This window comes from Erwinia psychrophila, assembly GCF_039023475.1.
Classification (GTDB): domain Bacteria; phylum Pseudomonadota; class Gammaproteobacteria; order Enterobacterales; family Enterobacteriaceae; genus Erwinia.
Genome location: NZ_JBCHVB010000005.1, coordinates 124,824 through 144,272, shown reverse-complemented (window position 1 = coordinate 144,272; position 19,449 = coordinate 124,824). Strand labels below are relative to the sequence as shown.

Annotated in this window: 17 protein-coding genes and 1 pseudogene; 7 read left to right on the top strand and 11 right to left on the bottom strand. The window is 54.1% G+C overall.

Annotation, left to right across the window (positions count from 1 at the left end):
* Positions 1-9 precede the first annotated feature (9 nt).
* Positions 10-1,590, bottom strand: coding sequence for an RNA repair transcriptional activator RtcR (rtcR, locus tag AAH446_RS13735; RefSeq protein WP_342907252.1), 1,581 nt, complete (start codon positions 1,588-1,590; stop codon positions 10-12).
* A 185-nt stretch (positions 1,591-1,775) separates the two neighbouring features.
* Here rtcR and AAH446_RS13730 point away from each other — a divergent pair, with 185 nt between their 5' ends.
* The 3 genes from AAH446_RS13730 to AAH446_RS13720 are packed head-to-tail and all read left to right on the top strand — an operon-like array spanning position 1,776 to position 5,433.
* Entirely contained in the window at positions 1,776-2,999 is a 1,224-nt protein-coding gene (locus AAH446_RS13730; protein WP_342907251.1) for an RtcB family protein, read from the top strand.
* A gap of 4 nt (positions 3,000-3,003) precedes the next feature.
* Positions 3,004-3,801: a nucleotidyltransferase domain-containing protein gene (locus AAH446_RS13725; protein ID WP_342907250.1), complete on the top strand. Its 798-nt coding sequence runs from the start codon at positions 3,004-3,006 to the stop codon at positions 3,799-3,801.
* Positions 3,802-3,825: 24 nt separating this feature from the next.
* Positions 3,826-5,433, top strand: a complete 1,608-nt coding sequence (locus AAH446_RS13720) for a hypothetical protein (RefSeq protein ID WP_342907249.1) — start codon at positions 3,826-3,828, stop codon at positions 5,431-5,433.
* 107 nt (positions 5,434-5,540) lie between these two features.
* On the opposite strand, the gene AAH446_RS13715 is transcribed toward AAH446_RS13720, so the two are convergent.
* The 7 genes from AAH446_RS13715 to AAH446_RS13685 all read right to left on the bottom strand — a co-directional run bounded on the left by AAH446_RS13715 (position 5,541) and on the right by AAH446_RS13685 (position 13,513).
* Positions 5,541-5,792, bottom strand: coding sequence for an AAA domain-containing protein (locus tag AAH446_RS13715; protein ID WP_342907248.1), 252 nt, complete (start codon positions 5,790-5,792; stop codon positions 5,541-5,543).
* Positions 5,793-5,796: 4 nt separating this feature from the next.
* Positions 5,797-6,174, bottom strand: coding sequence for a hypothetical protein (locus AAH446_RS13710; RefSeq protein WP_342907247.1), 378 nt, complete (start codon positions 6,172-6,174; stop codon positions 5,797-5,799).
* A gap of 69 nt (positions 6,175-6,243) precedes the next feature.
* Entirely contained in the window at positions 6,244-6,417 is a 174-nt protein-coding gene (locus tag AAH446_RS13705) for a hypothetical protein (protein WP_342907246.1), read from the bottom strand.
* A 21-nt stretch (positions 6,418-6,438) separates the two neighbouring features.
* Complete coding sequence (mtr, locus tag AAH446_RS13700) at positions 6,439-7,683, bottom strand: tryptophan permease (protein ID WP_342907245.1); 1,245 nt, start codon at positions 7,681-7,683, stop codon at positions 6,439-6,441.
* A 470-nt stretch (positions 7,684-8,153) separates the two neighbouring features.
* Entirely contained in the window at positions 8,154-11,363 is a 3,210-nt protein-coding gene (locus tag AAH446_RS13695) for a DEAD/DEAH box helicase (RefSeq protein ID WP_342907244.1), read from the bottom strand.
* A gap of 558 nt (positions 11,364-11,921) precedes the next feature.
* A complete protein-coding gene (locus AAH446_RS13690; protein WP_342907243.1) occupies positions 11,922-12,500 on the bottom strand; it encodes a class I SAM-dependent methyltransferase in 579 nt (192 codons plus the stop codon).
* Complete coding sequence (locus tag AAH446_RS13685) at positions 12,500-13,513, bottom strand: HNH endonuclease (RefSeq protein ID WP_342907242.1); 1,014 nt, start codon at positions 13,511-13,513, stop codon at positions 12,500-12,502. The genes AAH446_RS13690 and AAH446_RS13685 overlap by 1 nt, the downstream gene beginning before the upstream one ends.
* Before the next feature lie 209 nt (positions 13,514-13,722).
* Between AAH446_RS13685 and AAH446_RS13680 the strand changes: the two genes are divergently transcribed.
* From AAH446_RS13680 to AAH446_RS13670, 3 genes and pseudogenes are all read left to right on the top strand, one after another.
* Positions 13,723-14,052: a hypothetical protein gene (locus AAH446_RS13680; protein ID WP_342907241.1), complete on the top strand. Its 330-nt coding sequence runs from the start codon at positions 13,723-13,725 to the stop codon at positions 14,050-14,052.
* A complete protein-coding gene (locus AAH446_RS13675) occupies positions 14,033-14,590 on the top strand; it encodes a hypothetical protein (RefSeq protein ID WP_342907240.1) in 558 nt (185 codons plus the stop codon). The genes AAH446_RS13680 and AAH446_RS13675 overlap by 20 nt, the downstream gene beginning before the upstream one ends.
* Positions 14,591-14,692 (top strand): annotated as a pseudogene (locus AAH446_RS13670) (type VI secretion system tube protein Hcp); the annotation flags it as partial. It abuts the gene before it with no gap.
* 145 nt (positions 14,693-14,837) lie between these two features.
* Here the strand turns inward: AAH446_RS13670 and AAH446_RS13665 are convergent.
* From AAH446_RS13665 to AAH446_RS13655, 3 genes are read right to left on the bottom strand one after another with little or no spacing between them, the layout of a single operon-like run.
* A complete protein-coding gene (locus tag AAH446_RS13665; RefSeq protein ID WP_342907239.1) occupies positions 14,838-16,139 on the bottom strand; it encodes a TRAP transporter large permease in 1,302 nt (433 codons plus the stop codon).
* Positions 16,139-16,660, bottom strand: a complete 522-nt coding sequence (locus tag AAH446_RS13660; protein ID WP_342907238.1) for a TRAP transporter small permease — start codon at positions 16,658-16,660, stop codon at positions 16,139-16,141. Before AAH446_RS13660 ends, AAH446_RS13665 begins: the two co-directional genes overlap by 1 nt.
* Positions 16,661-16,703: 43 nt before the next feature.
* Complete coding sequence (locus AAH446_RS13655; protein ID WP_342907237.1) at positions 16,704-17,702, bottom strand: TRAP transporter substrate-binding protein; 999 nt, start codon at positions 17,700-17,702, stop codon at positions 16,704-16,706.
* A 568-nt stretch (positions 17,703-18,270) separates the two neighbouring features.
* Between AAH446_RS13655 and AAH446_RS13650 the strand changes: the two genes are divergently transcribed.
* Positions 18,271-19,362, top strand: coding sequence for a LacI family DNA-binding transcriptional regulator (locus AAH446_RS13650; RefSeq protein ID WP_342907236.1), 1,092 nt, complete (start codon positions 18,271-18,273; stop codon positions 19,360-19,362).
* Positions 19,363-19,449 lie beyond the last annotated feature (87 nt).

Here is a 19,449-nt window from a genome sequence, read left to right as displayed (position 1 = left end):
CCGGATACGTTACCCTTTAACCTCTTCCCAGTTCATCCCAAACCGAGCCAGATACTTACGCAGGCGATCGGCATCGTTGGGCTGTTTTTTCCCCTGACGGGAGACGGCAAACAGGCGCCGGCCCGCTTCGGAAAGCGAATCCGCCGCGCGGCAGACGCTCAGCACCGTCTGTAGCTGACACTCGTCAAAGAGATCGTACTGCGCTGAGTGATTATCGGGCAGGGTGGCCTGCGGTGTCGTGGTGCGCCAGCTGGCGCGCAGCCGGGCGATCTCTTCTTCCGCCAGTTCCAGCGAGATCCTTCCCTGTTCCGCCAGCGTTGCCATTCGCGTGACGGCAGCACCCAGCTCGCGGAAATTGCCCCGCCAGCTGGCTTCTGTCGAGCAGGCGAATCGCAGAAAATGGCTTCTCGCTTCTTTATCAAAGCGCACCTGGGTCTGCTGTTCCCGGGCATAACGTTCCAGCTCAAAATCCAGGTTGGGTTCAATATCTTCGCGGCGTTCGGCCAGTCCAGGCAGTTGAAACGTCCACATATTGATGCGGGCAAACAGATCTTCGCGAAAGCGGCCTTCGGCAACCCACTGCTGCATATCCCGGTGCGTGCCGGCGATCAGCTGAAAATCACTGCTGACCTCTTTATCAGCGCCATAAGGGAAGAAACGTTTCTCCTCGATGGCGCGCAGCAGCATCGCTTGCTCATCCAGCCCCAGCTCCGCTATCTCGTCCAGAAACAGCATGCCGCCATCGGCTTCCCGCAGCAGCCCGCCGCGCGCCTGCTGTGCGCCGGTAAAGGCGCCCTTAACGTGGCCAAACAGCGTGGACATCGCGTTGTCGCCGCGCAGCGTGGCACAGTTAACCGCCACGAATTTACCGGCCAGCCGGTGGCGGGCATGGCGCAGCTGATAGATGCGCTCCGCAAGGAAAGATTTGCCCGCGCCGGTTGGGCCGGTCAGCAGCATCGGGGCGTCCGAGCGCAGCGCCACGCGTTCAATCTGCTCGATCAGGCTGTTAAAAGTGGGGTTGCGCGTCTCGATGCCTGATTTTAAAAACGAGGTGGAGTGCTGCTGTTCGCGCTGAAAACGGCTGGTCAGCGTGGCGTATCGGTTCAGATTGAGATCGATAATGGAATAGTGGCCGAACGCGGTTGGCGTCTCCGATCCCTTGCTGGCCGGCGAGGTCTGCAAAATGCGCGCGGGCAGATAGCGGGCTTCGGTCAGCAAAAACCAGCAGATTTGCGCCACGTGCGTGCCGGTAGTGATATGCACCAGATACTCTTCAGCGTCGGTTTTAAAAGGATAGCGGCTGACAAAATCGAGGAAGCTGCCGTAAACCTCTTCAAAGTCCCAGGGATCTTCCAGCTTCACGCTGTGCAGCACCACTTGGGTGGCGGGCGATGCCTGAATGATATCTTCCGCCACCTGCTGCGCCATACTGAGATCACGCGGTTGATGCAGCAGCTCCAGCCTGTCGATCTGTAAGCCTTGCTGCTGGCAAAGCGCGACGGTTGGCCGCCATTTGCTCCAGCGGTTTGCGCGTTTGCCACGTTTATCCAGCACCGTGCCCAGCACACCGATCACTACGTTAGCTTTCATGCTTATCCCAGAAGATAAATAACTTATCCGGTAAGATAAGTTGCTCTACCGGTAATGGCAATACGCAGGTGCGTTATGGTAATAAATAAGATTAATAATCAAAGAGATAAATTTTATTATTCAGCGTGGCGCTCTTCTGGCACGGCATTCGCAATAGTTAAGCCACAGCAATGAGGAAAACGAAGATGAAAAACAGCTATCAGACTCTGCAGCAGGCGAAAGGCGTGCCGGTAAAAATGTGGACCAACGGTGTGCCGGTGGAACCGGAAGCGCGCGAGCAACTGCTGAACACGGCGAAAATGCCGTTTATCTTTCGCCATCTGGCGGTGATGCCGGACGTGCATCTGGGCAAAGGCTCTACCATCGGCAGCGTGATCCCGACCAGAGGCGCAATTATCCCGGCGGCGGTCGGCGTGGATATCGGCTGCGGCATGATTGCGGTGCGCACCTCGCTGATGGCCCGCGATCTGCCGGACAACCTGTCGGGCGTGCGCAGCGCCATCGAACAGGCGGTGCCGCACGGCCGCACCAATAATCGTTCCGGTCGCGATAAAGGTGCCTGGCAGTCGCCGCCGCAGGAGGTGGATCGCCACTGGGCCAAACTGGCGCCGCGCTTTAAGACGCTGACGCAAAAACATCCGTCGCTGTTTAAAACCAACAACTATCAGCATTTGGGAACGTTAGGGACGGGCAATCACTTTATTGAAGTCTGCCTGGACGAATGCCAGCAGGTCTGGGTGATGCTGCACAGCGGGTCGCGCGGCGTAGGGAACGCTATCGGCAACCTGTTTATCGCGCTGGCGCAAAAGGATATGCAGCGGCATATCGCCAATCTGCCGGATCGCAACCTCGCTTATTTTGAAGAGGGCAGCAGGCACTTTAACGATTATGTGGAAGCGGTGAGCTGGGCGCAGGATTACGCCCGTCATAACCGCGAAGCCATGATGGAGCGGGTGCTGGCGGCGATGTCGCGGACCATCAGCAAGCCCTTCAGCACGCATCTGGAAGCGGTGAACTGCCACCACAACTACGTGGAGCGGGAAACGCACTTTGGCGAATCGGTGCTGGTGACGCGCAAAGGCGCGGTCTCGGCGCAGAAAGGACAGATGGGCATTATTCCCGGCTCGATGGGCGCGAAGAGCTTTATCGTACGCGGCCTGGGTAACGAAGAGAGCTTCTGCTCCTGTAGCCACGGCGCGGGGCGCACCATGAGCCGCACGGCGGCAAAAGCCCGCTTTACCGTGGAAGATCAGCGACGTGCAACGGCGCACGTAGAGTGCCGGAAAGATAAAGAGGTCATCGACGAAATCCCGATGGCTTATAAAGATATTGATGCCGTCATGGCCGCCCAGTCTTCGCTGGTGGAAGTGGTGCACACGCTGTCACAGGTTGTTTGCGTAAAAGGATAAAAAAATGAAAACAGGATTGCATGGCGTGGATAGCGCAATGCGCGAGCGCGTACGTGGCGTGCTGCGCCAGGTAGAAGAAGATCACGGGGTAAAAGTGTTGTATGCCTGCGAGTCGGGCAGTCGCGGCTGGGGCTTTGCCTCGCCGGACAGCGATTACGATGTGCGTTTTCTTTATGTGCATAAACCGGAGTGGTATCTGCGTATTGAGCCGCCGCGCGACGTTATCGAGCTGCCGATCGACGATACGCTGGACGTCTGCGGCTGGGAGTGGCGCAAAGCGCTGGGCCTGTTAAAGCGAGCCAACCCAACGCTTGTCGAATGGCTGGACTCGCCGGTGATCTATCAACAGGAGGAAGCCATCATCACCGATTTACGGGAAAGGATACCAGACTGGTTTTCGCCGCTACGGGCGCGCTGGCACTATCTCTCAATGGCAAAAAAGAATTTTCGTGGTTATCTGCAGGGCGACAGCGTGCGGCTGAAAAAGTACTTTTACGTATTGCGTCCGCTGCTGGCGGTGCAGTGGATAGAGGCTGGAAAAGGCGTGCCGCCGATGCGTTTTGAAGAGCTGCTGGCGGGGACGGTGACGGACCCCCTCCTGCTGGCCGAAATCGAACAGCTGCTGGCGCGTAAGCAGCGCGCAGGCGAAGCGGAATACGGCGAGCGTCTGGATCGCATCCATGCATTTATCCACCAGCACCTGGACGAGAACCGCGTCAGCCAGGATCTGCCGGATAGCGAGCGGCGAGACTGCCGCGATCTGGATGCGTTGCTGATGAAAACCGTGCTGAGCATGGCGTAACTGATAAAAAAGGGAATAAAAAAAATGAAAGAGTGGATCGCCAACATCTTCCGTCAGCCTGACGAACAGCGTTTTCCGGTGGTGTGGCCGGCAGAGCAGCGCGCCATCTATAGCTGGCTGGCGCAGTGGTCGCAGGAAACGGGCGTCCTGCCTGAAGCGGCGCAAACGCTGCCGGACGAGCCTGTGCCGCAAGAAGATGAGGAAACGCTGCGCTGGGCGCCTGGCGCGCTGGACGGCGCCTTCGGTCATCATATCGCACACGGCAGCGATCGGGACAAAGCGGCTCAGGTGACGCAGGCGATCGTCCGCGTGCTGCGGCGGAGCAGCAGTAAAAACATGCAGGCGCTTTATCAGCTGGCAAAACAGGATACGCCGCTGAATTTTATCGACGATGTGCTGAAGACGATGGCCGCTTCTGAGGCTATTGACGCCCGTCGCCTGCGGGCGCTGGCGGTGTTTCTGGCGACGCGGGCGCCGGACCGTCAGGTGGTGAAATTAGCGATGGCGCTGCTGGCTTTTTTCCCGTATCAGCAAAGCGTTGACCTTCTGCAGACGTTAGGCAGCCACGATGAATTTACCCTTTATGCCGTGGTGGCGATGCGGGCTATCCTGCCGCCGGAGGAGTTTACGCTGGCGTGGCTGGCGCTGGCAAAGCGCACGACGGGTTGGGGACGTATCCAGATGATCGAGCGGCTGCCGGACGCGCCGGATCGGGCCATTCGTCAGTGGCTGTTAAGGGAAGGCTATAACAATGCCGTGATGGTGGAATATACCGCCTGGCACTGCGCTGAGCATGGACGGCTGCACGAAGCATTGGAGGGCGAGGTTGATGCAGAGCTGCTTAAGGGCGCCGCTGAAATCCTGCGCGGCATGATTAGCGGTCAGCCCGGCCCCGGCATTTATGAATATCCCTTTGCCGCGCTGGCCTGCGAGCGCTACCTCACGCATATCCGACCTGGCACCGCAGCCGACCTGCTGCATTATGAGGTGGCAGGCGAAATCGGCAGGCTGGCGTGTGAAGAAGAGTTTGCTGACGAGGCGGAGCGGCAACGGCTGACGGCGTTGTGCGGGCAGATCCGTGCCTTGCCCGAGTGGCCCGCGCTGATTGAGGCCGGGCTGCATAATGATGACGCCATGATATTTCATACGGCGGTTCAGCTTTGCAGAGAGCAGGGCGGCGATCCGTGGCCGGCCATTTATCAGCGGCACCGTGAACGGCGGGAAAGCGGCCTCTGGTATCAGCTGATGCAGACCGACAACCCGGATTATACCGCGCAGGTTATCGCGCTGGCGGAAAGCGAGCTGGATCTGGCCGCCATCGCCTCCGGACCGCAGAAATCCCTGGGGATGGGGCCGCAGTATCAGCAGCATTCGGCGCTCGATTTTATCCTGCAGGATTTAAAACGTTTTCCCGGACAGGGCTGGACGCTGATCCGGACAGGTTTAAAAAGCCCGGTGACGCGTAACCGCCATATGGCGCTGAATGCGCTGAATGCGCTGGAAGCCTGGCCGCAGGCTTTGCTGCCGTTGGAAACCGTTGCGATCCTGGCAGAGGCCAAAAGCAAAGAGCCGGAAGAGGCGGTGGCTGAGAGGCTGGCGCAGCTGCTCGGGGAGCTGGCGGGAAAGGATTAAATAAGACGCGCTCCGCTTGCAGGGCGCGTCGTTATATCGCGGCAACAACACATTGTGCACGAATAGGCCAGCATCGCGCGGTAGAATAGCGTGCTGACTGGCATCCATTAAATCAGCGATCTTTCTGGAAGCGCCTGCGCAACCACATCAAATCCGGCTTTGTCGGCCCATACGTTTCTGTCGCCAATCACAAATATATTATTCTTTGCTCTGGTGAGCGCTATGTTCAGCTGGTTGGGTTTGCTGGCTGCCCATTCTGCGCCGCCCTGATGGGCAACGTCGCAGCCCGGCACGAAAATGACAATATCATTCTCCTTGCCCTGAAAGGTATGGACGGGACCCACATTTTCCCGCGCCATGCTTTCAGTTCGGTTCGTGACAAGCCCGTTTCCCTGGGCAGTTTGTCCACCACATCCTGTTGTTGCAGCGCATGAGAAGGCCCGCCCGCACGGCTTTAAATGGCGTAATAACAGAGATATCGCCGAGCATATAGCCAGCGTCAGAAAGCCTGAGGAGAAGGGCTTCAGTATCGCGAGCCAGTGCGGATTTATATTGCTTACGAATGCACTCACCTTCCGATGAGTACCAGCAGTTGCTCAGGCCATTTGTTAACGGCTGGCTGACAATGGTCCGATCGTCCAGCCCGTGGATCATGCGGCTATCATAGGCTATCCGGTTCGCTATGCTGAACATAGGTTCGATGCAGCGACGATGTACGCCCATCCACACTGGTTTGTCCATTACCGTCAACGTGCCGCCATACGGGTTAGCGCGATCGGCAATCTGCTGTACCGACCATTTCGCTGGTGTTCATTCTTCGGCATCATTGGCTAATGCCGCCTCTGTCAGATACTTTGTCAGACGTGGTGGAGTGACGAATACCGGCTCAATCTGTAATGGATCGCCCACCACCAGGACGCGTCTGTCACGCCATAAAGCGCCGACCGCCGCCTGTGGCCGCGCCTGACCTGCTTCATCTATCATCAGCCAGCCCAGCCACACTCCTCAGTGGTAAACCGGCAGCAGATTAAAACTGGATAGAATATGGATCAGCGCGTTGCTGACGCCGAAGAGCAAAATCACAACGATCATGGCGTTACCGCCCCATACCCGGTAGTGCGGGCTGTTGAAGCGTTTACGCGACGCGCGGGCCAGCAGGGCAGGGACAATCGCCGCCCAGACGGTGGCGGCCAGGCCCGCAAAACCAATCGCGTAGATAAAGCCGTCAGGCCAGATCGCGCCGCCCAGCATTGGCGGCAGGAAAGTGACAGCCGCCGTCTTAAAGCGTCCCACCGGACCGTCATCAAACTTAAACAGGTCGGCCAGGTAGTCAAATAACCCCAGGGTGACGCCAAGGAAGGAGCTGGCGACGGCGAAGTTGGAAAAGATGGTCAGCAGCAGATCCAGCGTGGTGCTGTTGAGCAGTCCGCTCAGGGTCTGCACCAGCACATCAATATTGCCGCCTTTTTCCGCAATTTCTGTAAACGCCGGACGCGGAATATTTCCCATCGTGCCCACCAGCCAGATGATATAGAGCACCAGCGCCATCAGCGTTCCCAGCACCAGGCAGCGGCGGATAGTCAGCGGATCTTTACCGTAATATTTCATCAGGCTCGGTACGTTGCCGTGATAGCCAAACGAGGCGAGACAGAAGGGCAGCGCCATCAGCACATAGGGCATATAGCTGGGGTTCACTTCTGCGCTGTTCAGCAACACAGCGGGCTGAACGTGCCAGAGCAGGCCGCCAAAGGTCATAAAAAAGGTGAGGATCTTGGCCCCCAGCACGATGGTGGTCATCCTGCCCACCGCCTTCGTACTGAGCCAGACGATAAACGCCACCGCGAGGGCAAAAAGCAGGCCGCCCAGCCGCGCTGGGAAGGCGATATCCATCTGCGCCAGAGTATGGTGGATCACCGAGCCGCTGGCGGAAATATAGGCGTAGGTCAGGATATAGAGCACGAACGCCACGCTCAGACCGTTGATGATATTCCAGCGGCTGCCCAGCAGATCTTTCGTGACCGTGTCGAAGCTGGCCCCGATATGGTAGTTGAGGTTCGCCTCCAGAATCATCAGCCCCGAATGCAGCATGCAAAACCAGGTGACAACCAGCGCCAGCAGCGACCAGAAAAACCAGGCGCCGGACATCACCACCGGCAGAGAAAACATGCCCGCGCCGATAATGGTGCCGCCAATGATCATTGCCCCGCCAAGCAGGGAGGACGCTTTAGTTGTTGCCGATAGTGTAGCCATTACGTGTTTTCCTTGCGTGGCGATGCCCGGTATAGCGCAGCGATCACGCGATTCGCCCCTGCGTGAATGCGTTGAAGAGTGTGTGAAGGAAAGCCGCGAAAACGCGCTCCCCTTGCAGGCGCGGGAGTATACGTTATTTCTCCGGTTTCAGTCTCGTCAGGGCGTGTTGTAACAGGGGCTTGCAGGAGAAGGGTTGTGGGTTAATGGGGGTGAACGCGTTGAGGGCTATTTTTCATGATATTTCACCCGGTGCACATAAGAGCCTCTTTCTGAATGAATCCTGAAAGAGGAGGGAATACGGGCCTCAGCGAGTACTGGTATAAGCGGCCATTAAGGCTGATCAGATTTTCTGAAGAAAAATAATTGAGTAGATAACTGATGGCACTACATAAACTGCACGCTAACAACGGAGCGCCGTAGCCTCTCCGTTGTTATAAAAAAATCAGGATAGAAGATCAGGTGCTCCGTCGTCAGGTAAGAAGCTCATTTGCCTCGGAGAAATATTTACACCCAGCCCAGACTGCTTTACTGCCAACAATGTAAACCTGTTTTTGCGCACGTGTAACAGCGACATTCAACAAGTTAGGTTTTGCTGAAGCCCACTGGGCAGCAGCGGGATTTTCGTCGGCAATGCCCAGCACAAATATCACGATTTTCTCCTCTTTTCCCTGAAAAGTGTGAACCGTACCTATGCGTTCTTTTAGCCATTCGGCTTTCCCTTTTACTTCAGGCAGTTCGCTGGATAAAAAGCGTCTAAGCTCTTTTTTGACCTGTTTAAAAGGAGAGATGAGATAGACATCTGGTAAGGTTTGATAGTGGTCAATATATTCTTGCAGCATGGAAAGCACGTGCTGCGCCTGTGCCGGGACAAAGTGTTTACCTGCCGTACTACCACGCACATCAAACCAGCAGCTCGGTCCCCAGAGAGTAGGTGTATTGTCCCAGGGGCAATCCTGACCATGCAGCATTTTATTGTTATATGCGATTCTGTTAGCGATGGTGAACATAGGTTCATCACAGCGGCGGTGAACACGTAAAGGGCTGCCCAGCCAGCTATCCGCAATCTGCCTGGTACCATAAGGGTTCACACGATCGGCCAGGTTCTGGACCGAAGTTTCAGTCGGCGCCCATTCTTTCCATTGCTCACCAAACTCACGTCGGGCAATGGCTTCCACAAAAGCGGGAGGTACCGTAAAAACGGGTTCGATTTGAAGCGGGTCGCCCACAACAACGGCACGTTTTGCGCGCCATAATGCGCCTGCGGCCTGCTGCGGTGTTGCCTGACCGGCTTCATCTATAAACAGCCAGCCAATTTCCTGCTCATCAAATGCTTTGAACTGGCGCGCAACTGAGGCAAATGTGGAAGAGACCACGGGAACAATCATAAAGAACAGGCGCCAGAGGGCCTTACAGGCATCAGCATCTGTCTGCTTGCCATCTATCGCACTCATCAGAACAAACAACGAATCACTGAGTTTGGCTTCTTTGTAGGCCTCTCCGAGCCAGGCTTGATGAAGTTCAAGCGCTTTCACGGTGAGCTGTGAGCGGGCCTCATTCACTCTCTGACATTGGCCGAAAGCCGTTCGTTGGCTATCCGGGGATTCCAAATCTGTGTGGCAGTTAGCAAAAGTGACGTCAGAATATTTTTCTTGCAGGCTATGACAGATTTTCTGCTCATTTTCCAGCGTCGTTTCAAGCATCATCAGTTTGTGATTTTCAGCTTCATACTGGGCTTGTGTCATGGAACGACGTCGCGACAGGCCTTTTATAATCCCTCTTGCACGAAAGCCTCGTTTAAGGTCAGGGCTCCACCAGGCGGGTTTATGGTGCTCCAGCTTTGTAATACGCGCACGCAGACTGAGAGAACGAGCCAGCTTATTTTTAACTTTCATCCCCTGTTGCTGATAGTGCTGCTCCAGTGCAGGCAAAGCTTCGAGTCTTTTCAATTCATCAAGCGAAGTCTGGAGAGTCTGTTCAGCCTTTTTAAAGTCTGAGCGAGCCTGCGCAAAGGAAGAGCCAGGCAGCCCGGAGAGTTTCCTGACTGCCGCTGTCAGCGTACTGTAGGCATCCGCCGGAGGAGAGGCCAGGCATTTTTCAATGGTCTGATAAATGACCCGGGTACCAAAGATTTCCCGGTTTTTATGCTTACCTAGTGCCGCTGCGATAAGACCCCAGCAGTCTGCGCTTGTCTCTAAGGGGGTGATCTCATACTGAGATTGCCCTTCTGGCAAAACATGTGAAGCTGCCAGCTTTTGCGCAACAGGTTTGAGATAATTTATACCCTGCCAGTCACGACCTAAGCTTTTAGTCTGCGGAAGCTCACGGGAGATATTCTCAACGGCCGCGTTATTGCTGGAGACGACGACCATTTCAAAACCGGCCAAAGAATCTGACAGCTTCTTTATCGTTTTTTGCGACCCGCCAGCAGTAATAGTGAGCTCGCCACTAAAAGCATCCGATGCGGCTTCCAGGCCGGCAAGAATGTGTGCGCGCTTTACCAGGTTGCTGGCAATAAGGTCACGAAGTAGCGTAGTTTTCCCGGTTCCTGGCGGTCCGTTAACGGAGTAAAGACCGCATGTGGCAAGCTGCTGGTCAATCGTATTGATAGCGAATTGCTGCATCAGGCTCATTGCGTGCGCTGGGGGAGCAGGCCAGCGGCCCTCGGGCAAATTATCCAGACGCAACATTTCCAGTAAAATGTCTCTCCCTTCAGGTTGCAGGAGGTCAGGTTTACGATGGCGGCTCCCGGTAAGATAACAGCCTAAAGGCGAGGCTGGATTAAGCCCCTCAGCTTCCAGCCTGGCGATAATTTTTTCCAGATCGCGCAGATAAAAGCTGTTCAGAATAGTGATTTCGCCCGAATTAACCGCAGTATCAGCCTTATGGGATACGCGCTCAGGAATTTTACCGGAAAGATTATCAGATAAAATGGTCAGTGGGGCCAGCTGGGTGAGATCGGTCAGGTCGGCTGCTGCTGGTTTTTTTCCTTTCTGAGGTCTGGCCTCAGTCAGCTTAATATAAAGCGCAGGAGCAGGAAATGAAGGCGTAAAATCTGTCCACTTCTCCATGGATTTCAGAAACTCAATGAGTTCGTAGGTCGTCAGCATTGGCGGAATGGCGTGTTCATTTTTGATATTGGCTGCCACCGTAATGATATCTGAAAAACGCTGACGCAATTTTTCAGTGTCTGCCTCATACGCTTTTAAACCGATATTGTCGAAATTGCCCTTCTTAAGCTGACCCAACGCCCAGGTGACGGTTGAGAAACTAAAGCTTCCAACATCGGCGCAGCCGTTTTGGTCAACGTTAAGCGTGATGGAGCATGTTCGTCCTTCGTCCTGGTTCCGCTCATCGTTATGGCCAGCCATATCAGGAAAATGCCTGGACGCGAGAGTGAATATTTCCTGCCTTTCAAAATTACCGAAATAGAGTTTATATCTGTATTTTTTTTCTGGGGAGAAATTTTCCCCTGCCAGCCTGATTTGCTGGGCATTGATCCAGGGTAAACATCCTGGGTTTTGTAACTGTTCGAGCGTCAGGCTGATAACACCAGCGGCATCTTCTTCCAGCTCTTTCAAATCAGTGGATTCGAAAAATTCAATTTTGTGCCAGTAGCTTAATACGGATACAGCCCGGCGAGTTTTATCAGATAAATTGGCGTTCTGATTACTATCTTTCATTAGTCCGAAACGTCCAGTCAGCGAGAATAATGCATTTTATCTTATGGAAAGGCCTCCAGCGAATGTTGCGCAGCGTGACTATTAAGATGAAGAAGAATATGCTCACAGAAAAAATCACTCTTTTCGGTAATTTTATAAAGATTGAATATTAGTGCGAAAAGGAAAGATGATTTATGGCTATAATGCGATTTTAGAGGTTTCAATATTTACCAGATACAAGCGTATTATGAAGGAGTCAACCGGTTTACAGGTATACTTTTGCACCCGGCGTATTTGGTAGGGCAACGAAGTGACGGTAGGCAAAAAGTATGCCACTGGGCAGTTTTTTTGATATTCAGAGAATAGCGCTTCTTCAAAAGAGTCTTTTAAAATTCGCCAAAATGGATGTCAGCGTTATCGTATGGCACGTTTTAGCGAGCCGGAGTATCAAATCGATTCTTTATTGCACCACTGGAATGATTATCTCATCCCCGACTTTATCATTTCTCATTCGTTCATGCCGTTCCGGGATATTGGTTCGCTATTCCTCCCCGCCAGGAGCAATACATCCTCTGCCTTTTAAGCCCGGACTAACAACCCATTCAGCCACCGCTCTGCTTCTCTGCCGGGCCGTGCGTCACCGGTAAGCCAGACTCTTTCAATCTCAACGTCAGACCCCGCAACTATTTTTCTCAGCGACGCCTCATCCATATCCGTAAACCGCCGTCCGTCCTGCTCCCGTTCACCGCATCCATATTTAAACGACAGATACCATACTCCGCCGGGCTTCAGCGCTCTGACAAGCAGCGCCATCACTTCCGGTAACTCGTTTTCAGAAACATGCAGCAGTGACGCGCAGCACCAGATGCCGTCATACTTCTCCACCGCATTCAGCTCCCGGAAGCGCATCACTTCCACGGATTTCCCCGTTAACTGCCTGGCGCGGGCAGCCAGCTCTGCCGAAGCGTCAAAGGCTTCCACTTCATAACCCCGTTCGCTGAACGCTTTGGTATCGCGGCCTGAACCACATCCGGCATCCAGAATGCGCGCGCCGGGCGTCAGATGTGCCAGAAAGGGCGCGTAGAGGGCGGACATATCCACATCCACGGTGTCGTCGTAAAAGCGTTGCGCGTTTTGCTGGTAGTAATCGTCATTCATCAGAAAATCCCGCTTCCCTGTGCGCTGGGTTCCCATTCATGCAGCAGCGTGAATTTGGCCGTCTCCCAGCTGCGTTGCAGGAAATTATGCCGCAGCGCCGGCGTAGTGCCCGTCTGGCGGATCAGGGTTTCACGCAGCGGCAGATGGCTGTTAATAAAGTACTCGTTACGGTCATGCAGGCGCTGAAGCAGCTTTGTTGAAGGTATCCGCGCAAATTTCCCCTGATGACCCCGGTTGCAGTGCTGGCAGGCCAGCACCAGATTCCAGACGCCGTCCAGGTTACCGATCGTGCCATTAAGCGTAAAAGGCAGGAAGTGATCGACATCGGCAAGGTCTTCACCGCCCGTCACCACGCTGACCGGGCGGAAGCAGTAGAAGCAGTAGCCCTTCTGATAACCGTTCAGGCTGTCGCGGCAGCTGGTGATAGTAATGCGCTGATTACTGCGGCGGCTGAACAGCATCTTACTGTCATCATCGTATTCCACCGCAATCAGGTTACGGGAAACGCCCATTGCCCACGCTTCCTCAACCAGTCGCCAGCGCGCATCGGTTTCCCGGATCAGGTTGGGGAACTGATTGTTTTCAGTCAGGTAGTAATAATTGTCGGTAAGACGGATACCTTTTGACGTTTTACGTTCATCAAGGAAGAAGCGCTTATCGATTTCGGCCTGATTGACGTTATGAAAGGCATCGATCACGGCGGCGAAACCGAGTTTAACGGTGATCCCGGTCAGCTGCTCTTCAGTGATTTCGCCCTTATTAAAACGGACGCAGGCATCCAGAAACTGGCTGCGCTGGCTGGTGATCTGTTTGGGCGCCTGCTTCAGATGCGCGCACAGGTGGCGGGCAAAAGGAACGGCCAGTGCCTCAAGCGTAATCAGATCGTTATCCGGCTGTTTCAGGTCATAGAGCGCATGGGCCAGCGCAAATTTGTAAGAGGCAACGTTTCTGCCAAAAAGGATCACCCCCCGCCAGTAGTGCTCCAGCTTGGGATCGGCCTGATAAAAACGCATAGAAGTCCTGTTTTGTGAGGCGGCTCGTAAGAATGGGCGTTACGCGATCACATAACAGAATGCGGGAATTGTAAAACAAAATCATGCCTCCGGTGCGGAGGCCTGTTTAAAGCGGCTTTGTGAATATATGTAAAATCAATGATTTACTATAGATTGTGCATTAAATAGGCTATAAGATAACCCTTATCAAAGGTAAGGATACTGATAAGATGGCTTTACATGGAAAGTTTATCGTTAATGATGCTGACTACTCATCTCTGAGTTTCCCAGGCCTGGGTACGTTTCTGACGTTCTCAGGCAAGGGTGTTTATCGTCACCGCGGTGGTTGTAGGACGATCCCGGAAATGGGGTCTGTTCCGGCAGAAAAACAGTGGATTGCTGACGGGCCAGAAGGTTGTATCACTCTTCCTCATGAGACTGATTTTGCACTTCTGTGTAACGCGCTGTTAAAAAGTCAAAAAAGGGACGTTCCCTGCGCCAGGGATCTGAAGGTGTATGGCACGATTAAGGTGATGGCAAATGGCAAAACATGCCTTTAATGTCACGTTGAAATTTGCCCTGTTTTTTGGCGTTATGCTGCTGGTGGCGAAATATGTGCCTTATGATTATCTTATTGACAGATTTATTACGGAAAATATCAGTTTTGATCAAGCCGTCAAAATTTCAGGTTTTATTTTGGGTGAGCTGGATCCCGGGGCTTATGAAGCGATGCGTGACTATATTTTTATTGTGGTAAATATTCTCATTAGCGTGCCATTTTTCAGCGCAATTATCACTGGATTGAATGCCCTACGGAACAAGGCGAAACCCGGCGTCCACTTTCAGGAATGGCTGCTATCTGTGTTAAGAAGGTTGATGAAGATATTTTCATTTATCCTCCTGTTCTGGATAGTATTACGCCTCCTTCCTTACGAATATCTGTTCCGTGAACCGGAAGGGGTTATGACTTATTTAGCGCTGGCTGCAATTAACCTGACCATCACTATGGTTGCCTACTGTATGGTGAAAAGGCTAATAAGATGCACATTGAAGGATACTATAAAATCTGGAGTTGTTATGGACCGGGAAAGGATTTAACTCAATCATATGGAATCCGTTTCCCTCCAGTACAGCAAAATCACCTGGCGCTACGTTGATGGCAATGTGCAGTACACGGATGACTGGAACGTTGAAGCCTGAAGTCGGGCAACAGATCCCTGGGGATATTTTAACGTTATCCGGAATACCTGCTTTTAGCCTTCCCCATGCACTTCATTCCCCACGCCATATCCGAAATAATCCGGCCAGAGGATATCCCCTGGCCGGGTTCGTCTTACCGTCAGACTTAATGTAAACCGAACAGGCCCGGCAGGAACAGGCTTAACGACGGGATATAGGTTATCGCCATCAGCGTGATGACCAGCACGAAAAAGAAAGGCAGCATCGGTTTAATCAGCGCCTGGATTTTAATACCGGAGACGGAGCAGCCGACAAACAGCGCGCTGCCCACGGGCGGAGTACAGAGCCCGATGCAGAGGTTAAACACCATCATGATGCCGAAATGCACCGGGTCCATGCCCAGTTCATTAACGATAGGTAAAAAGATCGGCGTAAAAATCAGTACCGCCGGCGTCATATCCATAAAGATGCCGACGATCAGCAGGATAACGTTAATAATCAGCAGAATAATAATGGGATTATCGGAAACGGTCATCAGGGCTTCACTGATGGTATAAGGGATATCCGCATTGGTCATCGCCCAGGACATGCCGACCGAAATCCCGATCAGCAGCAGCACTATCGCGGTGGTGACGACGGAATCCAGCAGGATAGCCGGAAGATCCCGGAGCTTAACCTGGCGGTAAACCACCACCGACAGCAGAAAGGTGTAGACCACCGCAATCGCGGACGCTTCGGTGGCGGTAAAAATCCCGCCCAGTATTCCACCCATCACCACCACAACCAGCATCAGGCTGGGGAAGGCATCCCAGAACACACGCAGTACCAGACCGAACGTGGGCCGTTCCGTCACCGGGTAGCCCCGGCGTTTGGCAATAATCCCTGCCACCACCATGACGCTCAGGCCCATCAGCAGTCCCGGCACATAGCCCGCCATAAAGAGCGCCGCGACCGAGATGCCGCCAGCGGTCAGCGCATAGATAATCAGCACGTTGGAAGGTGGGATTAACAGGCCGGAAATGCAGGAGGTGACGTTAACGGCGGCGGAAAACGCGGGATCGTATCCGGCCTTTTTCTGCATCGGCGCCATAGTGCCGCCGACCGCCACGGCCGCCGCCACTGCGGAACCGGAGATGGAGCCAAACAGCATATTGGCCATAACGTTGACATGGCCCAGTGAACCCGGCACCCGGCCAACCAGCACCTGGGAGAGGTTAATCAGGCGCTGCGCAATGCCGCCGCTGTTCATCAGCGAGCCGGCGAGGAAGAAAAAGGGGATTGCCAGCAGCGAGAAGCTGTCGAGGCCCGTCGCCATTTTCTGCCCGACCACCGCAATAATGGTTTCGAAGGGGAGCATCATGACGCCAGCCGCCAGCGTCGCCAGGCCGATGGAAAAAGAAATGGGAACGCCGGCAAACACCAGCACGAAAAAGGAGCCAAACATCACCAGCGTGAGCATCCAGTCCATCAGGATTTCCCTCCTTCGGTCTGCGTTAATACGGGCTCGCCGAGGTGGCTCTTCACGGTATCCACCATATATAACAGGCTGTACCAGCAAATCAGCACGCCGCTCAGTGGCAGCACCAGATAGACATAGGCCATCGGCATTTGCAGGGCGGGGGAGAGCTGCCCGGTTTCATACACGCCGAGCAGTAACGACATACCGCCCCAGACCATAACGGTAGCGGCAAAAAAGAAAATCGCACCATCAATAAAAAGCTGATTAAACAGTTTGCGGATGCCGGTCAGTTCAGAGGTAAAGAGGTCAATATTGAGGTGACGGCGTTTCCCGGTGGCGTAAGCGGCGCCTAATAATCCCACCCAAATCATGCTGAAGCGGGCGATTTCATCGGTTGAGGTACTGGGTTGCTGTAAAACATAGCGGCTGAATACCTGCCAGACGACGCAGATAACCAGCATGACCATCACAATGATACAGAAGAGTGCCAGCAGGTTATCGACCGCATTTTTATATTTACCGATTTTCATAAAACCCCCGTCACAAAGGCGGCCAGGCCGCCCTTGTACATCATTATTGAGCGATACCTTCACCTGCGCTTTCTATCTTTGTAATCCAGGGACCGCGAACGGGATCCTTTTTAAAATCATCATAGAGAGGTTGGAGCGCCTGACGGAACGGCTCTTTATCCACGGTAATAAATGTGGCGCCTTCCTTCTCGGCTTCTTTAACGGATTCAGCCACCATGAGATTCCAGGCTTTGGCCTGGGTGGCCTCCGATTTCTTAAGCACTTTTTCCAGTACCGCTTTCTGCTCGTCGCTTAAGCGCTCCCAGGTTTTATTGGCAATCACCAGATAATCCGGCATCGCCGTATGCTGGTTCTCGGTATAATATTTCGCGACTTCTTCATGCCGCGTCTGGACATAAGAAGGTTCATTATTTTCCGCACCGTCAATCACACCCTGCTGGAGTGCGGTATAAACTTCCCCTAATGGAATAGAAACCGGCGAGGCACCGAGTAACTCAATAAATCTGATCGTCGTCGGTGTGACAATCACGCGGAATTTCATTCCTTTCATATCCGCCGGGGAATGAATCGGTTTTTTGGCATAAAAGCTGCGCGTGCCGCCCACATAGGCCGCGACCGGAAAGAAGCCTTTTTCTTTGGTGGCTTCCGTCATCGCGTCTCCCACCGGACCGTGGATAACGGCATTAAAATGGGCATCGTTTTTAAAAAGATAAGGCAGGCTGTAAACAGAGTAGGCGGGGGTAAAGGCCTCTAATTCATTCGCCATCGCTTTTGTCATATCCAGCGCGCCGTTCTGTAACAGTTCCAGCGTTTCACGCGGGCCGCCCATCTGTCCGCCAGGATAAATACGCAACTTCATTTTGCCGCCGGATTCCGCACTCAGATCTTTGGCCATTTGTACCCAGGTCTGATGCACGATGTGGGAGGTATCCAGATTATGGGCCAGTTTCAGCGTGACTTTGTCCATCGCCGTTGCGGAGAAGGCAAAGGTGGCGAATGACAGGGCCAGAAGTTGCTGAGCTGCAATGTTATTGAATTTCATATTTGTCCTTTCAAGCGATACGCCAGGGAGGCAATGAAAATACGCATTAAATGCAAAGAATAGTTTGAAGTGCGTCTCATTAGAAAAAAATGAAACGCTATTTTATAAAATTAGTGACGCTGTTCACTTTTTATCGGGCGCAGGGTTTAATACCGTTTTTTTATGACATTTTTATTTGTTAATGCCGATCAACAGGTTGAGAAAAGGCCTGCCGCAAAGCCTAAAAAAATATGAATAAACAAAATTAAATTTGAAGCTTTCATTAAAAGTTATCGGGGAACGTAATTCTTTTTAATGCCTGCCGCCTCCAGCTATTTCTGGACACAGTTGTGGTTACTGCCTGGTCCGGCAGGAAAGAGGTTCTGCATCCAGATGTATCCTCGATCTTCAGGTCTGTTACTCGATCGCTGAGCTTAGCTTCAGGACGCATGGCGCATCTGCCCGTCAGCCGCCGTGATGAAAAAGAGATGCAGGGCGGATTCACCGCCATCAATTGAGGCAGACCATTGCCCCCAATCGCAAATAGGGTTAGTTTCCTGAACAAACTTGCAGGGAAGGCGCTCAACGCATGAAAAACAAATCCTACACGCTTTACGACGTGGCCCGGCAGGCCGGGGTCTCCTACCAGACGGTCTCCCGCGTGATGAATCAGGCGGAAAACGTTTCTGATAAAACGCGTAAAAAGGTGGAGGCGGCGATGGCGGCGCTGAACTACGTGCCGAACCGGGTGGCGCAGCAGCTCGCCGGCAAGCAGAGCAAGACGCTCGGCCTGGTCACTACCACGCTCTCCCTGCACGCCCCTTCACAGATAGCCGCCTCGGTCAAAACTACCGCCGGAAAGCACAACTTTAACGTGCTGATCTCCATGCTGGAGCAGCCGGACGCGGAGGGATGCCGCCGCGCCATCAGCTATCTGCTTTCACAGCGCGTCGATGGGCTGATCGTCAATATGCCGCTGGAGGATGCCGAAGTGCAGATGATGCGCGACGCCAGCGGCGGCGTGCCGCTGATTTTTGCCGATGTGAATCCTGAGCTGGCGGCCAACAGCGTGCTGTTCGATCCGGCGGAAGGGGCCGGGCTTGGCGTGTCGCACCTGCTGGCGCTGGGCCATCAGCGTATCGGCCTGCTGGCCGGGCCGCATGAGTCGATCTCCTCCCGGCTCCGCCTGGAGGGCTGGCTGGACGGACTGACTGCGGCAGGGCTTCAGCCCGTCACGGTAATGTATGGCAACTGGAGCGCCCGCTCCGGCTTTGACAACGTGTCTGCGCTGCTGGCGAGCGATGCCCGCCCCGATGCGCTGCTGGTGGCCAACGATCAGATGGCGCTGGGCGCGCTGCGGGCGCTGAGCGAGGCGGGGCTGCAGGTGCCCGCTCAGGTCTCGGTTATTGGCTATGACGATACCGAAGACAGCGCTTGTTTCATTCCGCCGCTGACCACCATCAAGCAGGATTTCCGGCAGCTGGGCGAAGAGATTGTTGAGCGGCTGGTCAGGCAGATCGCCAATGGAGAACAGCACCAGCAGCCGCTGATCCTTCCGGTCACGCTGGTGGAGCGTAAAACGACGGCGCGTCCCGGCGGCGCGGCGCCAACGGGCAGCCAGCTGGCGGATGCGCTGATGCTGCTGGCCCGCCAGGTGGCGCGTCTGCCGCCGGCATCCTGATCGGTTCTGAATCAGTCCGTTTCGTGAGGCAGGTCACCGAATGGGGGGTTGCCGCTTTACTCCCTTCCTCCCGGTCAACATAGTGTC